This is a genomic window from Bacillus cereus group sp. BfR-BA-01310 (assembly GCF_022664325.1).
Taxonomy (GTDB): domain Bacteria; phylum Bacillota; class Bacilli; order Bacillales; family Bacillaceae_G; genus Bacillus_A; species Bacillus_A paramycoides.
In genome coordinates, this window is sequence record NZ_JAKUHD010000017.1 from 1 (window position 1) to 18286 (window position 18286).

The window sequence follows — 18286 nt, forward strand, 5'->3', positions numbered from 1 at the left end:
CTTTCTCATTAACATAAGAGAATAGTAACGTACTTTCAACTTCAAGAATAGTCTGAATCCTTAAGTTGATGGATGTGGGGTACCGCCACATATCCATCAACTATTCGGAATGGCTGCATAAGAATAGATTCCATTAGGAATCTATATACCTCTTTCAAATAGATGCAATCATTGCATCAGAACCATGGAGATGTGTGGTAACCCACACTAATTAACAACCAGCATCATTTTGCGGAAAATGTCGAAAATATAAGAATTATGTAATTTTTTGTTGATTCATCAAATTTTTAATGTTATACTCATAACAACAAAGAAAGAGTACACAAAAACCCTTAGCGATTAAATTTTCTGAATCTTTAGTCTTATTTGTTAGTTTACTCCATTAGATTCATAAGTTTGAGTATTGCTTTTCCGCTCTTTCTTTGTTTTACCCTATAAAAGAAAACAACCTGTTTTTATACAAGTTGTTTTCTTTTTTGTTTTAGGGGTCGCCTTACATGCTCCTCATCGCCAAAATGTTTTAAACAAACGTTTGTTTGAATTTTTCTATAATTTATTTCTCCATTGTATAAGTCAAGAAGAGATAAAAATACTTTTATGGCTATTATTTCAGCGTTCAAAAAAACAAACATAACCAATGAATTACATTAATAAGCCAATTTCCTTAACGTACAGGAAATTGGCTTTATTGGTGGAGGGGATTCTTACCTAAAAGCTAATTATGAAAGTACAGCGTATTTCGGCTGATCTCTACTAATTAAGGATCAGTATTATTTTTTTGTGAAAAAAATGTCGAATTTATGGGAATTTTGCATTTTTTTGTCTTGTTATACTTTATATTTAGTGCTAAACTCAAAATACAAAGAAAGAGTAGCTGAAAATATCCTCCTTCAAACAAAAAAGACTGAAAATTCAGTTTAATTTTCGTCTGATTCATATTTACGCTTACTACTCTTTCTTTGTTTTATTTTATATATTATATCGAGCATTATAAATTGATAGCGAGGTGACTGAGATGTGATTATTTGGTAAAAGTAGAGTGTAAGCATTCTGTTATTCTTATGAAACCTTAATCAATTAATTGCACACTTATTACAAATATTTGTAAAGGAAATTGAGATCGTTGTTTCAACCTAGCAACGAAAAATTTAGTTTCATACAAATAAAGAAGTAAGCAACTACAAGTAATTATGAATCTAGTCATCAAGCTGAGGATTTAATTGAAGACTTGGAATAGCGAGATGTAACCATGAAGTTTACAAGTCATGTAGATTGTGATTAAGATTCTAAATGCATAAGCTAACCCAAATTGGTGAACGTTGCTATTCACTCTTTTACAAAGTATAAGACTATCTAATTACAAATCTGAGAAATGATTTCCAAGAGGTATATGGATAAACAAAATTGTTTGTGATTTTATATTTTTACTGAATGAATCAAGAATTAGGTAGAGATTTAGAACAAGCATTTAGGGATGATGTTTCGGTGTATGTAGGAGGAAGTATAAAATAAGAAGTTTATCCCAAAAGAGGTATTAATTTATGTTTGGTTTCTTTAATTACAAAATCAATTACAAAAGTTACAAAAACTATCTTTGGTATCCAAAAGGTCCTATATTACGGATGAGAGCATGAAAAAAATGCCTATAGGAGGGGGAAAAAGATTCTGGTAAATAAAGGTGTGAATCATTAAAAAGGTGCTATCAAATTTGGACATATTGATGTTATGAATCTGAAAACAATGGAAAATAATATGAATAAACTAATAGCATTGAAATGAAAACATTATTAATCAGAGATTTATGCTCAACATAAGATGGTAGATATGATATAAAATCCCAAGATTTTATAGGGGTGATGAAAAAAACGTAACTTCGCCAGTTACAATAATATCAATAATTGTTAAACTTGTAAACATTAAACTTGGTGAATTTAATGTTACATTAGAAAAAATGAAGTTTAATAGAGAACAGAGGGATCGTTTATAGAAATCTGTTTTCAAGTTTTTAAGTGTATAACAATTAAAAGAGAAAAATGCCATCAACCTATTAAGTCATTGTCATTTCATATTCATATTAGGAGCCATCTAATTATAATTGATAGGAGAATGACATGATAAAGAGAGTAACCTCGATTTTTTCGATTTTAATGATTTTTATATTTACTATAGGTCAGAGTTTCACATCCATAATAGCAAGTGCACAAGAATTAAATAAAACAGGACTAGTTGATAGTTTTATATTCGATAAAACGGAACTAGGTGTCGGTGAACAGACGAAAATACGCGTTAATTTTAGTGAAAAACCTGGATTGAAAATAAAAACGGGAGACACATTAGCATTAACGTTGCCCCCGGAATTAAAAGGATTCAAAGGAACGATTCCATTGAATAATGAGCAAGGGCAAAATTTTGGTACTTGTCAAATAAATACAACTAATGTGGTATGTACATTTAGTGATGTAGCTGAGAAACTTCTAAATGTTAGAGGGGATTTCTATTTTCAAGTTGAAGCGACTCAGGATGTAGCAGCGGGGGAAAAGAAAATAATCAATACAGATCTAGGTACAAATTTAGAGGCTCAAAAAGTAACGATTACCGGTCCAACTAATAATGGGGGGAGTAGCCCTGGAACATTTCACTCTAAAGGGGGCAGTATTAAACCTGAAGATACCAATATAGTAAATTGGTGGTTAAATATAAATGGTGCAAAGCAAAATGTAGATACAGATATTGTTTTGACAGATACTTTGGGGCCGGGACAAACACTTAATCAAGATAGTTTCCGTATTGGAGGATTTGCCGCTCCAATGCCACCTCAAGAATTTGAAGCCCAAGGTTATGGAACGGTTACTTTTATCGGTGATAACGCGTTTAAAGTTGTGATTAATAAGGATAAGGCAAGTGGTATTACTTTTGCTTTCTCCTATACATCTACTATAACTGCAAGTGGAAAGAGTCAACCATATTTTGATAATCAATATACGGTTGATTACAAGATTACGAATGAAAATCCTGTATCAACGTCGGGTAGTGCCAGTGTTAAAAATATAGATCAGGGCGGCGGTGCACAAGGCGATTTGCCTCCTAAAGGAACGTTAAGAATCGTGAAGCACATTGCCGGAGATGAGATGAAATTTATACCGAATGTTTCATTTAACTTATATACAGGGTCAGGTCAGCAAATAGGCGGTACGTATATAACGGATGGACAAGGTATGGTGGAGGTCCCAGATTTAGACCCAGGTAATTACTATGTACAGGAGATTGCAGGTCCAAACTATTTGGATTTCGATCCTCAAGTAAAAGTGCCTTTTACAATTGATGCAAATGCTGAAAAAGGCGTAAAGCTTACTATTCCGAATAAAGTGAAAATGACATCTGTTTCAGGAACGAAAACTTGGAATGACAACAAGGCAACAGATCGTCCAAGCTCAATCCAAGTAGAGTTACTGCAAAATGGAAATTCAATCAAAACACAAGATGTAACAGCAGCGAATAACTGGAACTATACGTTTGCAGATCTACCTGCATATGATAATGATGGTAATGCTTATACGTATACAGTAAAAGAAAAACCAGTAGCAGGATACAAATCGGAAGTAAATGGATACAACATTACGAATACAAAAGATGCAAAAACATCTGTTTCAGGAACAAAAACTTGGAATGACAACAAGGCAACAGATCGTCCAAGCTCGATCCAAGTAGACTTATTGCAAAATGGAAATGTAATTCAAACACAAGACGTCACAGCAGCAAACGGTTGGAATTATACATTTGCAGACCTAGCACAATATGATGCAAATGGTGTTGCTTATACTTATACAGTGAAAGAAAAACCGGTAGTAGGATATAAATCGGAAGTAAATGGCTACAATATTACAAATACAAAAGTAGCGAAAATGACAGTAGAAGGAACGAAGACGTGGAAAGACGGAAATGCAACAGACCGTCCGGCAACGATCCAAGTAGACTTACTACAAAATGGTAATGTAATCGAGACACAGGACGTAACAGCGGTAAATGGTTGGAAATATACATTTACAAATTTAGAATCATATGATGCGAATGGTGTTGCCTATACGTATACAGTGAAGGAACAACCGATAGCGGGATACAAATCGGAAGTAAACGGTTATGACATCACAAATACAAAAGTAGGCAAAACAACAGTAGAAGGAACAAAAACTTGGAAGGATAACGCATCACTGGATCGTCCAAGCTCAATCAAAGTAGATTTACTACAAAACGGAAACGTAATCCAAACACAAGACGTAACAGAGGCAACTGGTTGGAACTATACATTTGCAGATCTAGCACAATACGATGCAAATGGTGTTGCTTATACGTATACAGTAAAAGAGCAACCGGTAGCGGGATACAAATCCGAAGTGAGTGGTTACAACATTACGAATACAAAAGATGCAAAAACATCTGTTTCAGGAACGAAAACTTGGAATGACAACAATGCGACAGATCGTCCAAGCTCAATCCAAGTGGACTTATTGCAAAATGGAAACGTAATCCAAACACAAGAAGTAACAGCAGCAAGCAATTGGAATTATACATTTGCAGACTTAGCACAATATGATGCGAACGGTGTTGCTTACACGTATACAGTGAAAGAAAAACCGGTAGCGGGATACAAAACGGAAGTAAATGGCTACAATATTACAAATACAAAAGTAGCGAAAATGACAGTAGAAGGAACGAAGACGTGGAAAGACGGAAATGCAATAGACCGTCCGGCAATGATCAAAGTAGACTTACTACAAAACGGAAACTTGATCAAAACACAAGACGTACTAGCAATAATGGGTTGGAAATATATATTTGCAGATTTAGAAGCATACGATGCGAATGGAGTAGCTTATCAGTATGAAGTGAAAGAACAACCAGTAGTGGGATATCAATCTAGCGTGAGCGGTTATGACATTACGAATACAAAAGTAGGCGAAACGAAAGTAGAAGGAACAAAGACTTGGAACGATAACAACGCAACAAATCGCCCAAGCTCAGTTAAAGTAGATTTACTACAAAACGGTAAAGTAATAGATACAAAAGAAGTGACAGCGGCAACAAACTGGAAGTATACATTTGAAAAAATCCCAACATACGATACAGACGGAGTAGTTTACATCTATACAGTAAAAGAACAACCGGTGGATGGATACAAATCCGAAGTAAAAGGTTATGACATTACAAATACAAAAGTAGCGCAAACAACAGTAGAAGGAACAAAAACGTGGAAGGACGGAAACGCAACAAATCGTCCGACAACGATCCAAGTAGACTTACTACAAAATGGCCAAGTAGTTGCGACACAAGAAGTAAGTGAAGCAACAGGTTGGAAATATGGATTCAAAGACTTAGCGGCATATGATGCCGAAGGTAATGCGTATAAGTATGAAGTGAAAGAAAAACCGGTGGATGGATACAAATCCGAAGTAAAAGGTTATGACATTACAAATACAAAAGTAGCGCAAACAACAGTAGAAGGAACAAAAACGTGGAAGGACGGAAACGCAACAAATCGTCCGGAAATGATCAAGGTTGATTTACTACAAAATGGCAAGGTGATCGCAACAAAAGAAGTGAGCGCAGCTGGTGAATGGAAATATGCGTTTACAGACTTAGCGGCATATGATGCCGAAGGTAATGCGTACAAGTATGAAGTAAAAGAAAAACCAGTAGATGGATATAAATCTGAGGTTCATGGTTATGACATTACAAATACAAAAGTAGCACAAACAACAGTAGAAGGAACAAAGACGTGGAAGGATGGAAACGCAACAAATCGTCCGGAAATGATCAAGGTTAATTTACTACAAAATGGCAAGGTGATCGCAACAAAAGAAGTGAGCGCAGCTGGTGAATGGAAATATGCGTTTACAGACTTAGCGGCATATGATGCCGAAGGTAATGCGTACAAGTATGAAGTAAAAGAAAAACCAGTAGATGGATATAAATCTGAGGTTCATGGTTATGACATTACAAATACAAAAGTAGCACAAACAACAGTAGAAGGAACAAAAGCGTGGAAGGACGGAAATGCAATAGACCGTCCAGCGATGATCAAAGTAGACTTACTACAAAACGGAAACGTGATCAAAACACAAGACGTACTAGCAATGATGGGTTGGAAATATATATTCGCAGATTTAGAAGCATACGATGCGAATGGAGTAGCTTATCAGTATGAAGTGAAAGAACAACCAGTAGTGGGATATCAATCTAGCGTAAGCGGTTATGACATTACGAATACAAAAGTAGGCGAAACGAAAGTAGAAGGAACAAAGACTTGGAACGATAACAACGCAACAGATCGCCCAAGCTCAGTTAAAGTAGATTTACTACAAAACGGTAAAGTAGTAGACACAAAAGAAGTAACAGCGGCAACGAACTGGAAGTATACATTTGAAAAACTTCAAGCATACGATACAAACGGAGTAGCTTACATCTATACAGTGAAAGAACAACCGGTAGATGGATATAAGTCTGAGGTTCATGGTTATGACATTACAAATACAAAAGTAGGCGAAACAAAAGTAGAAGGAACGAAAACATGGAACGACGATAACGCGAAAGATCGTCCGGAAATGATCAAAGTAGATCTTTTACAAAACGGTAAAGTAGTAGACACAAAAGAAGTAACAACGGCAACAGAATGGAAGTACACATTTGAAAAGCTCCAAGCATACGATGCAAACGGAGTAGCATACAAGTATGAAGTGAAAGAGCAGCCAGTAGCTGGATATGAATCAAAAGTAAATGGTACTGACATCACAAATACAAAAGTAGGCAAAACAACAGTAGAAGGAACGAAGACATGGAACGACGATAACGCGAAAGATCGTCCAGAAATGGTTAAAGTAGACCTTTTACAAAATGGTACAGTGATTGCGACGCAAGAAGTAAGCAAAGTAACAGACTGGAAATACGAATTCAAAGATTTAGCAGCATACGATGCAAACGGAGTAGCATACAAGTATGAAGTGAAAGAACAACCAGTAGCCGGATATGAATCCAAAGTAAACGGTACTGACATCACAAATACAAAAGTAGGCGAAACAAAAGTAGAAGGAACGAAAACATGGAACGACGATAACGCGAAAGATCGTCCGGAAATAATTAAAGTAGATCTTTTACAAAACGGTAAAGTAGTAGATACAAAAGAAGTAACAGCAGAAACAAACTGGAAGTATACGTTTGAAAAGCTCCAAGCATACGATGAAAATGGAGTAGCGTACAAGTATGAAGTGAAAGAACAGCCAGTAGCCGGATATGAATCCAAAGTAAGTGGTATTGACATCACGAATACAAAAGTAGCGAAATTGACAGTAGAAGGAACAAAAACATGGAACGATAACAACGCAACAGATCGTCCAAGCACAATCAAAGTAGACTTACTACAAAACGGTAAAGTAGTAGATACAAAAGAAGTAACAGCGGCAACAAACTGGAAATATGCATTTGCGGATGTAGAAGCATATGACGCAAATGGAGTAGCGTACAAGTATGAAGTGAAGGAACAGCCGGTAGCGGGATACCAATCTGACGTACACGGTTATGACATTACAAATACAAAAGTAGGCGAAACAAAAGTAGAAGGAACAAAGACTTGGAACGATAACAACGCAACAGATCGTCCAAGCACAATCAAAGTAGACTTACTACAAAATGGTAAAGTAGTAGATACAAAAGAAGTAACAGCGGCAACAAACTGGAAGTATACGTTTGACAAACTTCAAGCTTACGATGCAGAAGGTAAGGCATACAAGTATGAAGTAAAAGAACAAGCAGTAGCCGGATATGAATCCAAAGTAAATGGTACTGACATTACAAATACAAAAGTAGGCGAAACGAAAGTAGAAGGAACAAAAACGTGGAACGATAACAACGCAACAGATCGTCCAAGCACAATCAAAGTAGATTTACTACAAAACGGTAAAGTAGTAGATACAAAAGAAGTAACAGCGGCAACAAACTGGAAGTATACGTTTGAAAAACTACAAGCATACGATGCAAACGGAGTAGCATACAAGTATGAAGTGAAAGAACAGCCAGTAGCTGGATATGAATCAAAAGTCAATGGTTATGACATCACAAATACAAAAGTAGGAAAAACAAAAGTAGAAGGAACGAAAACATGGAAAGACGATAACGCGAAAGATCGTCCGGAAATGATTAAAGTAGACCTTTTACAAAATGGTACAGTAATTGCGACGCAAGAAGTAAGCAAAGCAACAGATTGGAAATACGAATTCAAAGATTTAGCAGCGTATGATGCAGAAGGTAAGGCATACAAGTATGAAGTGAAAGAACAGCCAGTAGCTGGATATGAATCAAAAGTCAATGGTTATGACATCACAAATACAAAAGTAGGCAAAACAAAAGTAGAAGGAACGAAAACATGGAACGACGATAACGCAACAGATCGTCCAAGTACAATCAAAGTAGACTTACTACAAAACGGTCAAGTAATTGACACAAAAGAAGTAACAGCAGCGAGTGACTGGAAGTACACGTTTGAAAAACTACAAGCTTACGATGTAGAAGGTAAGGCATACAAGTATGAAGTGAAAGAACAAGCAGTTGAAGGATATAAATCCAAAGTAAACGGTTATGACATCACGAATACAAAAGTGGGCGAAACGAAAGTAGAAGGAACAAAAACGTGGAACGATAACAACGCAACAGATCGTCCAAGCACAATCAAAGTAGATTTACTACAAAACGGTCAAGTAATTGACACGAAAGAAGTAAGTAAAGCAACAAATTGGAAGTACACGTTTGAAAAACTACAAGCTTACGATGCAGAAGGTAAGGCATACAAGTATGAAGTAAAAGAACAACCAGTGGCTGGATATAAATCTGAGGTTCAAGGTTATGACATCACGAATATAAAAGTCAAGGAAAGTCCAAAAGAACCAAGTGCAGATCCGAAAGATCCAGGTACAGATCCAAACATAAATACAGACAAAAATAGCGAGTCAAAAGTTCTACCTACTAAAGAAAATGCTGAGAAATCAGTATGGCTTCCTAAAACAGGTGGAACATCAATGGATATGATTTCATATATTGCTGGAATGTTGTTGGTGGCTTTAGGTGGATTCGTATTTGCTCGTCAACGAAAGAGATAAAAAGACTGGTTATGTTGGTTTGAATTATAGTCTGATCAAAGCCTTGCTGCAAATATTGATTTTATAAATAGAGGAAACCCACACATTTTGAAAAAAGTTTGATCAAAATGTGTGGGTTTTAATTTTATATTCCTTAAGTTTTTATAAAAAAGATTAATCATCTTATTAAGATGATTAATCTTCGGTTTACTTCAAAATCAATTGTTTTTTTATGTTTACTTTCATTCAATACACCATCAGCTAGAAATTTAATACGTGCTCCTATACTTAAATCTAAAGGGGGAAATTTTATTAACTGTATAACTATACTTCATGATTCTAGGATATATCTAAGAAGTTGAATAAGAGTTTTCTTTTTCGAGAGTAGATATAGGAAGATTTATATTAACTGTTGTTCCTTTACCTACTTCACTTTCAATCAATATCTTTCCTTGGTGCTTCTCAATAATTTTATAACAGATCATTAATCCTAAACCTATGCCATTTTCTTTGATACTATAAAATGGTTCTCCTAGGTAAGGTATACGTTCCTGTTCAATTCCACACCCATAATCAGTAAATCGAATGTTTACATGGTTTTGATCAGGCACATATTCGATTTGAATCAAGATTTCCCCTCCCATTGAAGTTGCCTCAATTGCATTTTTTAAGATATTTATAAAAGCTTGCTTTAATTGATTACATTCACAAAGTATGAATGAAGTATCAGATGTAAACTCAGTTTTAATTTGTATGCAATTCATTGTCGCTTGAGGTTCAAGTAACATTACAATTTGCTTCATTAATACATTCAGGTCATTAGTTTTGATTTCTAATGCCTCGGGTTTTGCTAATGTCATAAATTCATTAGTAATACTATCTATACGTTCAATCTCTGATGAAACTATATCTATATAATGCTCAGTGCTCTTATTTTCCATTGATTTTAATAACTGCATGAATCCTTTCATTGCTGTTAAAGGATTTTTAATTTCATGAGCAATTGCAGTGGATAATTGACCTACTACAGCAAGTTTCTCCGATTTTCGTAATAATTCCTCTGTTTTTAGCCGTTCGGTGATGTCTCGAGAGATACTCAAGAAAACTTTTTTGCCATTCAAGTTAAACACACGAACAGAAAATTCAATTGTCAGGGTCTTTCCTTTAGGAAAAACAAATTCATCTTGTAATGTAAAAGCAGTTTGCCCTTCTCTAATTTTTTCTATGATTCTTTGGACCATTGGAGAATCTGGCGGAACGTTACTAGGAAATACCATCGAAAGAAGCTCTTCTCTACTATATCCAAATCTTTCACACGCAACAGGATTTACTTCGATAAAGCAAGTTGGAGATTGATCCTCATTCAGCTCCACTACATATACTGCATCAGTTGCTTGTTCGATGAGTGCACGGTATTTCATTTCACTGTCACTTAATTGCTGGTGTAATTGATGCAGTTCTCTTTCTGCTTGTTTCCTTTCAGAAATGTCTCTACAAATTCCTGATAAAGCAATTACATTACCCCTAAAATCTAGAATAGGTGAAATCGTCAGGCTTACATCAATAAGAGTTTTATCTTTTTTTTGTCTAACAGTTTCTAAACAGGTTATAATTGGGTCTTTCATATTGGTATTTTTAATGTGGTTTATATATTCCAAAGTTTGATCTATTAAAAATTCAGGTACGCAAGGTAATTTTTTTCCCATAGATTCTTTTTCTGACCAACCAAATATCCTCTCATAGGCTTTATTCGCTTGCAACATATGACCATCTAAATCAAATATAGTGATAGCATCTACGTTATGATTAATAAATGATTCTAATCGTTCCTTAGTTACCTTTAACTCATTTTCCGCATTTATTCTCTGTGTTATATCAACAGTAGAACCAACTACTTCAATCACTTTTCCCTCTCTTTTAACAGGCCTAAGGGAGAAAAGTATAATAGTCTCATCATTTGGCCATGGTAGTTCGAAAGTTACTTCCTCGCCATCCCATGCCTGTTGATAATATTTTAGTAGTCGAGGAATTAAATGGAATGGAATGATGGAAGAATCTATAGTAGGTAAACTTTTACCCACCACTTGCTGAGAGTGAAACCCATGTTGATAAAATAATTGTCCATCACACAGAGTATGAATAAAATTCCCACTCACTTTTTTAAATTTGAAAATACCTCCTTGCAGTTGATGTACGGTATCCTTTAATTCTCGCTTTGATTCTAGTAATGTTTCATTCGCTTTAGCTAAATTTTGTGTTAAGCTATATAAATTTTGATAGGATTCTATGAGAAAAACACCAATCAAGAGTCCGCACGATATAAATAACGTACCTTGGATGTCAAGAAGTATAAGTGGTATAGAAGGAAAAAAGAATCCAAATACCAAATGGATTATAGCTATATAAACAGCTAGATAAAGAAAGATACTTTTAAAAGCATGGATATTTTTGAGATATGTTTGAAATATGGTATATATAGTAGCTATTCCTAAGGCAGCTATCAAGGCAGGTACCCAATCACCGTCAAGGTAAAAAATACGCATAAATAAAATACGCATAAATAAAATAAACATTAATGTAATCGAGCCGGCTCTACGACCAAAATAAATAAACGACATTATAAGAGGAACCGCTCGAAGGTCATAAAACAATCCCATGTGCTTAAAATTAAAAATCATCAAAATAGCAGCTATGATGCCTGCAAATATGCCTCCAAATAACTTGATTGATTTGGAATCCATTTTCCTTATAAATACTTGGATAAAAATAGCTGAACTAACTAAGAAAGCAAAAATAGATAGATTAATGAAGAATCCTGTGAAAATCATGCCACATTCCCCCTTATTAAATGTATTAGAAAAAAGTACGAGAATTCTACAAATTATACGGTGATTAGACTTTTTATTTGGAAATGGGAGATGAGTAGTGATGAAAATTGAGCTCCTTTTTATCTCTTTTCAACAGAAGCTCCTTTCCTCGGAAATTTGAATATACGAAACACTAATTTCAGGTGGGAAATGAATGTTGGTAGGCGTATATAATGAAGGCATCATGCAAGAAAGCGAGGTACATCCCATGTTGGTAAATAAGGTATAGAAGTTTTGTATCTATCTAAATAAGCGATAAATTGCTAAAGCCATTGGGTGCAGTCGTCTCTTAACCGTAGGAACTACGGGAATAGCTTAATGGATTAGAAACCGATAGTTTCCTGTACTTAGGAATTTCCCACTTCAAATAGCCCATTAGGCCGTTAAGTGGTGAGTAATTCAAAATATTTTCTTCATTAATATAAAAATAACAAATTTGCTATTTTTATATTAATGAAGAAAACAACTTGGATAGGAACAAATTGTTTTCTTCTGAAGGGTACAACAAAGAAAGAGTAGAGAAGCAATACACAAACATGCCAATCAAACGGAGTGGAGGAAAATCACAGAAGACTGAAAAATCAGAAAATTAATTCAATTAAGGTTCCTCTTTAATCTCTTTCTTTGTGAGTATAAGTTTAACATTAATAACAAGATAAAACAACAAAAAAATACAAAATTCTGATAAATACGACATTATTCTAGTTACTAATCAAATCTGTCTATTTTCATATAGATTATTGGGTTTTGGTGCGAATATATGAAGAAGAACATGGATGGTAGTAGATTCTTGTATTTTTTGCTATGAGGGGGCTCACCACATCGTTATCAACTTAAGAAATTAAATGTTCCCCAAAACGAAAAAAATGAACTAAATTCTCATGGACACATATGAAAAGATGAAATTTTCGTTTTGGGGGCATTTCTTTTTATTAGCTTGATAGCGATGGGGTAGCACCAACAAAATGCGATTATCCTAATCCAAATGTGAGAACTAGTGGAATACCTCATTTTTACAAAAAATCAATAAATATTTACATGTGATACACAATGTTTTGTTACTATTACATTAAGTCAATGGAATACCCTATATAAAAAGAGACTTCTAATACAGAAGTCTCTTTTTATATTTGTTTAGGAGAGCTGCAGTCACTTTGCGGATTTCGTACGTTAATTAGATTATCATGAAGAGAAGATTATTTGTTCAATATAGAGGCGAATATCTTCTCTTCATTATCGAATGGGAATGTATTTTTGAGATCGATGTAATTCTAAAACTTGATTATATTTTTCATCTTTCTTTTCTCTCCAAACTTCTTTATTTTCTTTAACAATTTCTTTAACTTTCCCCCACGGTGTAGAAAGATCTAGTTCATGACCTACTATTTTATTATCTACATCTAGATTAGAGGTATCATTATAATTCGAATACCTGTTATTATGCCAGATATGTTCTCTCTGTAAATCGAATATAGGTGCCAACTCAGTGCTATTCATATTTACAACAGATTCGTGATATTGAGTCAATAATAGATATTTAACAACAGGTAGCTGTATACAATCAGAATCTTTAAATGGTTCACCATTATTAGGTTTATACTTTTGCCCCTTTAAATTTACATAGTATTCAACATTTGATGTGTTTTTTATTTTCTCTAAAGAAATGTTCTCGGTTATTTCAATTTGTTTAACCTTTTCGAAATCTTGGTACTTAAATATATGAAAATGACAATCACCGTGTAAATTAATACGAATTGCACTAATATTAGATTCGTGAATTAAATCAATTAGTACATTACCCTTACCTTTGCCTTCTTTAATTGTTCGAAGTACAAAGGTTTCTCTATTCCAATCATAATGTTGATAGTTAAAAATCACAAAATCGTATCTGTATTTTTCTTCTAAAATCAATAAATCATCATATGCTAGTCCTATTGTTAGTTCGTACATGTTTTCTCCTTTATTAACTTTCTTTTCGCTCTGATTAGCGTACTCTTGCTTATACCTGTAATTTCCTCTACTTGAGTATATGAATGTGTATCAAGCAGTTGCAAAGCGTGTTCTATTTGTTTCTTTCTGAATTTCTTTGGTCTACCTTCTCTGAAGTCGTCACGCTGCTTGGCGATTGCTTTACCTTCTTGTGTACGCTCTACGATTAGATTTCTTTCCATTTCTGCTACCGCTAACAATGTTGTAAGAAAGAATCTTCCCATTGTCGTATTTTCCAACAATCCTACATTTAGGACATGGACCTTTACACCTTTTTCAAATAGATTTTCTATGACTTCAATGCCTTCTTTTGTGTTACGGGCTAATCTATCAAGTTTAGTCACTACAAGCGTATCGCCTTCTTGTAATTTATTTATCAGTTTACTAAACCCTGGCCTGTCTGTTTTCGTACCTGTGAATTTTTCTTCAAAGATTATCTCGCAACTTTCTTTCTTCAAGTCCTCAATTTGTACAGTTAGATCCTGAGCGATTGTACTTACTCTTGCATACCCATATTTAGTCATTGTTCATTTCTCCTTTTTAACTTCATTTATGATACCATGTTTTGACACCGATGGACCATTGATATATTAACAGTGTCAAAATATAGTCAAAACTATTAAGTTATGACACTTATCAAAATAAAAAAAGACAGGATACTATGATCCTGTCTTTTTGCTTGAGGTGGATATCGTTAATTTCTAAACAATTTTCAGTTTCTTTTTACTTTGTTATTTATAGTGCCGCTCCTTGCAGTATAACAAACGGAAAGGTATAATTTTTAGTTAGTTGTTTATTACTCAGACCTCCATAGGTTGCAGCCATTGGTGGTCTTTTTTTCATTATTTAACGGCCTTCCTTCCCATTTCAATGAATGACCTCTTTTGCTCCTATTATTTTCTCTTACCATAGACTAAAATCCGCAAAAATCACGGTGTGCATCTAGTGCTAATTTTGAAGGGTGATTATTTGGATCATTCGGTAAATCGAAACTGGTTCCATGATACTTACCGTAATGACTTGATAGTAAGTTAGGGTGAACAACAACTGTCATGTTTGCAGAATCAACATAAATATATCCACGGTCCCAGAGAGTGTGAAGGTCTGCTCTAAGAGGTGCGCCGTTTTGAACACAGTTAGTATCAGGGCCAGTGTAAGGAAATATATGGGCTGCCTCAAGTGCTTGTTCTACATTACATCCAGATATCGGACAACGACATTCATAAGCATTCAATAAATCCTTTCTGAATGCAGGTTGTCCTTGGCGTTGAACAATTAGACGAAGTGATCTTCTACGTTCATCGGTAATCGATTGTGGATCAAAATCCTTAACTGATCGATTTTCATTTACCATTACAATGTGTGCCAACATCTCTCCAGGAGAACTAGTCATTTCAGAGATTTTACCTGTCGGGGATGGACCAGCAAGAATAAAAAAGCCATTAACCCAAGCAACAGGCAGTGCAATGTTAATCTTATAACGTTTTTTTCGTCCTTCGGGGGATTGTTCGAGAACCACACCAACAGGAATTGAATTCTTCATATTAAGCGTTAAAGCACGATTATCAAATAGAGTATCTCGTGTGGTAACAGAATCGTCGCCTCTCTGGTGGTAGGCGTAGTACCACGAACCGTCTGGCATAATAACAGGTTCTTGATCGGGGTACTTTTCTTTTAAAGTTTCTTTAACAGAAAGAACGTAATCACTGTTTTTTGGTTTAAAAATTCCTTGACCTGGTGATACGATTGGTATTCCATTCACTTTTGGAGTATGCGGAACTCCTTCTTCTCCTGCATGCTCGACAAACCACGATAAAGCATGTTTGTGTTCCGGTGGTAGTGAAGCCAATAAATCTTGGATATTCATTCTTTTTTAAACTCCCTTCTATCTCAAAAAAGAGCTATTGTTTAATTGTAATACATCAGCGGTATATTGTTGTTATATCAATGTTTTTCGTCTGATGCAATTTGATTATAATATTAGCTCTTATAGTAGTCAAAAAAAGAAACTAAAGAATTATCGACAACAATTCTTTAGTTATGAAACCGATATTCGAAAGAAATATATACAACAAAAGAGAGGTAAAAAATTACCTCTCTTTTGTTTATACTCTCTTTATGTCAAATGACTTGATGTGATGCGTGAAAATGATCGTTCCATCAATTTTTATGTAGTGAATGTTTGCATCGGCAATATCGTGTCTTAGTCTGTTTCGTAAAATAGACCAACTCTCCTCATATATAACTTGTTGCATTTTCCCTCGTGATAGATGAAACGTCACTAAAAACTCTTGAAACTTCAAAGTAATTCCCCCTTTGTTTTGCATCTCGTCTTCATCATAGTTCATAAGAATGTTGACTGTACAAACGCTGAATTTGAAGTTCTACCAATGAAACTTCAAATTTCTCTAGACAAAATTTGAAGTTTGTAGGGGGAAGTTCGAAATAATCATATCTAAAGTGAAAAACCTGGTGATAGTTATAATGAAACTTGTGGTGATATTTTTTAGAAGGTTTCACTCACGAGGTGAAAGGTATGGTGAAAATAGTGGTGAACTTTTCGGTATGTTATCTTTTTTGGGAGGAGAAAGAGGCTTTAAACCAATGTTTTTGCTAAAAAGTAAACAAACATGTTCAATAATCACCAACGTGGTGAACTTTCTCTGACTAATTTTGATGAACTCTGTTAGGGGTCTCGCCACATCACCATCAAGCTAAGCTTATATAAGTTTAATTTCACGTGAGATTTTTCTTTTTTCTAAAGATCCAGTGTAAGTTCTTTAAAGATTTGCATACCAAATAAACCTTATGGGATTCAATTTTTTGGATTACGCTACATGATTGTGAGACATAGAAAAGTTATATACGACGCCTAAGATATCAAATACTGTTTTCTTCTCATACCTATGGGATTTTCGTCCATTTTTCTGTAAGAGTTTGAACAGACGAAACAATATCTTTGTTAAGTCTGGGCTGTCTTTTTGTAAAGATTGATAAATAAGTAGAAAATAATCTTTTATGATATAAATTGCTTTATATTCACTTAATTCTCGTTTCTTCTTGATGAGGAGTAATTGGCGCATTTGAAACATGGTGGAGGAGCAAAGAAGGATACTAATTAATTGTCCATATAAATGACATTCTAGTCGTTCTAATTTTACAGAATTACAGTGATGAATACGAAAAAATGATTTCCATGTTTTAAATATTAATTCAATTTGCCATCGTAAGGAGTAAAAATCGTATACCCGTTCCTTTGGCAGATATTCCGAAGGAATATTCGTAATGTAAAAGTTAATTGCACTAAGCCGCTTGCTACGTTCTTTATAGGTGATTTGCTTCTTGTTTTCTTTAGCCGCCAAATCCTTTTGTCTACGTTTCATTTGCGTATCAGTTAATTTATACATAATTAGTCTTGCAGGAAGCTTTTGATACATTCCAATATAAATCTCAGGAATTTCATATGTTTCACCTGACTGTAATTGGTCAATGAATTGCTCCATATCTAATTGGATGTACTCAGAGTGCTTTTTTATTGTTCCATTTTGAAAGTATTCGGGCTCTTTATTCTTCTGATATATAAGTGTATTGAGCTTTAATCTTGAAATAAAATAAGCATTACACTCTTCTATCGTATGTAGATCTCTTAAATCGAAATATCCTAGATCACGTATACATACATCGTTCGGTTGAAGGGACGTTAAACAAGTAGAACCATAAATTTTATCATTTTGCTTTCCCGAACCTACATGAACATGTAAAAATTGACCACTAAGCAAATCGTACTCTAATTGAATTTTCACACCAGCACTATGACCACTACCTCCTGAACCTTGATATGTAGAAGCAAATTTATCTGGAACCTGAAAATGTGTAGAATCCAATACACGAATACTACGAAAATAGTTTGTATACAAAGTTGGAATCTTACTAGAAGAACAAAATTGTTGGTGAAGTAAATGTGCTAATATTTGTTGTAAAAACTGTACAGCCCGAGAATTAAAGCGTTGATTGAGTCCTTCCGGACTCATGGAAATGCCTGTGTTAGCGTCTAATCGACTACATAATTGTGTCAATGAAGTATGAGCTATATTTTGGCTTAGCCAAACACATAAAGCCACTAAGTCTTGTGCACGATATTTACTTTTTCGTTGAACAAATCCGATTTTTCTAGCTAACTGATTCAGAGCATGTGGTGACATATGTTGCTGTAATTCATCAGAAATCGATAAACTCATACCAAAAACGCCACCCTTTCTGTATATTTCTACAAAAAGAATAGCGTTTTTTTCGTTTTATGGATACAAT

At 34.6% G+C, this 18286-nt stretch carries 7 protein-coding genes; 1 reads left to right on the forward strand and 6 read right to left on the reverse strand.

The window, feature by feature from the left end; translation table 11 throughout:
* Positions 1-2111 precede the first annotated feature (2111 nt).
* Positions 2112-9143: a Cna B-type domain-containing protein gene (locus MR109_RS23160; RefSeq protein ID WP_242274011.1), complete on the forward strand. Its 7032-nt coding sequence runs from the start codon at positions 2112-2114 to the stop codon at positions 9141-9143.
* A 329-nt stretch (positions 9144-9472) separates the two neighbouring features.
* On the opposite strand, the gene MR109_RS23165 is transcribed toward MR109_RS23160, so the two are convergent.
* The 6 genes from MR109_RS23165 to MR109_RS23190 form a co-directional block, all read right to left on the reverse strand.
* Positions 9473-11950 carry a PAS domain S-box protein gene (locus tag MR109_RS23165; protein ID WP_242274012.1) on the reverse strand — a complete coding sequence of 826 codons (2478 nt, stop codon included), beginning with the start codon at positions 11948-11950 and terminating at the stop codon, positions 9473-9475.
* A gap of 1272 nt (positions 11951-13222) precedes the next feature.
* The gene (locus tag MR109_RS23170) at positions 13223-13939 is read right to left on the reverse strand and encodes a hypothetical protein (protein ID WP_242274013.1); all 717 of its coding nucleotides are present in this window, start codon (positions 13937-13939) and stop codon (positions 13223-13225) included.
* Positions 13927-14502 carry a recombinase family protein gene (locus MR109_RS23175; protein WP_242274014.1) on the reverse strand — a complete coding sequence of 192 codons (576 nt, stop codon included), beginning with the start codon at positions 14500-14502 and terminating at the stop codon, positions 13927-13929. Before MR109_RS23175 ends, MR109_RS23170 begins: the two co-directional genes overlap by 13 nt.
* Positions 14503-14891: 389 nt before the next feature.
* On the reverse strand, positions 14892-15845 hold the full coding sequence (locus MR109_RS23180; RefSeq protein ID WP_025147470.1) for an HNH endonuclease: 954 nt from the start codon (positions 15843-15845) through the stop codon (positions 14892-14894).
* A 238-nt stretch (positions 15846-16083) separates the two neighbouring features.
* Complete coding sequence (locus tag MR109_RS23185; RefSeq protein ID WP_025147471.1) at positions 16084-16281, reverse strand: hypothetical protein; 198 nt, start codon at positions 16279-16281, stop codon at positions 16084-16086.
* A 525-nt stretch (positions 16282-16806) separates the two neighbouring features.
* Complete coding sequence (locus MR109_RS23190) at positions 16807-18216, reverse strand: IS4 family transposase (RefSeq protein WP_242274015.1); 1410 nt, start codon at positions 18214-18216, stop codon at positions 16807-16809.
* Positions 18217-18286 lie beyond the last annotated feature (70 nt).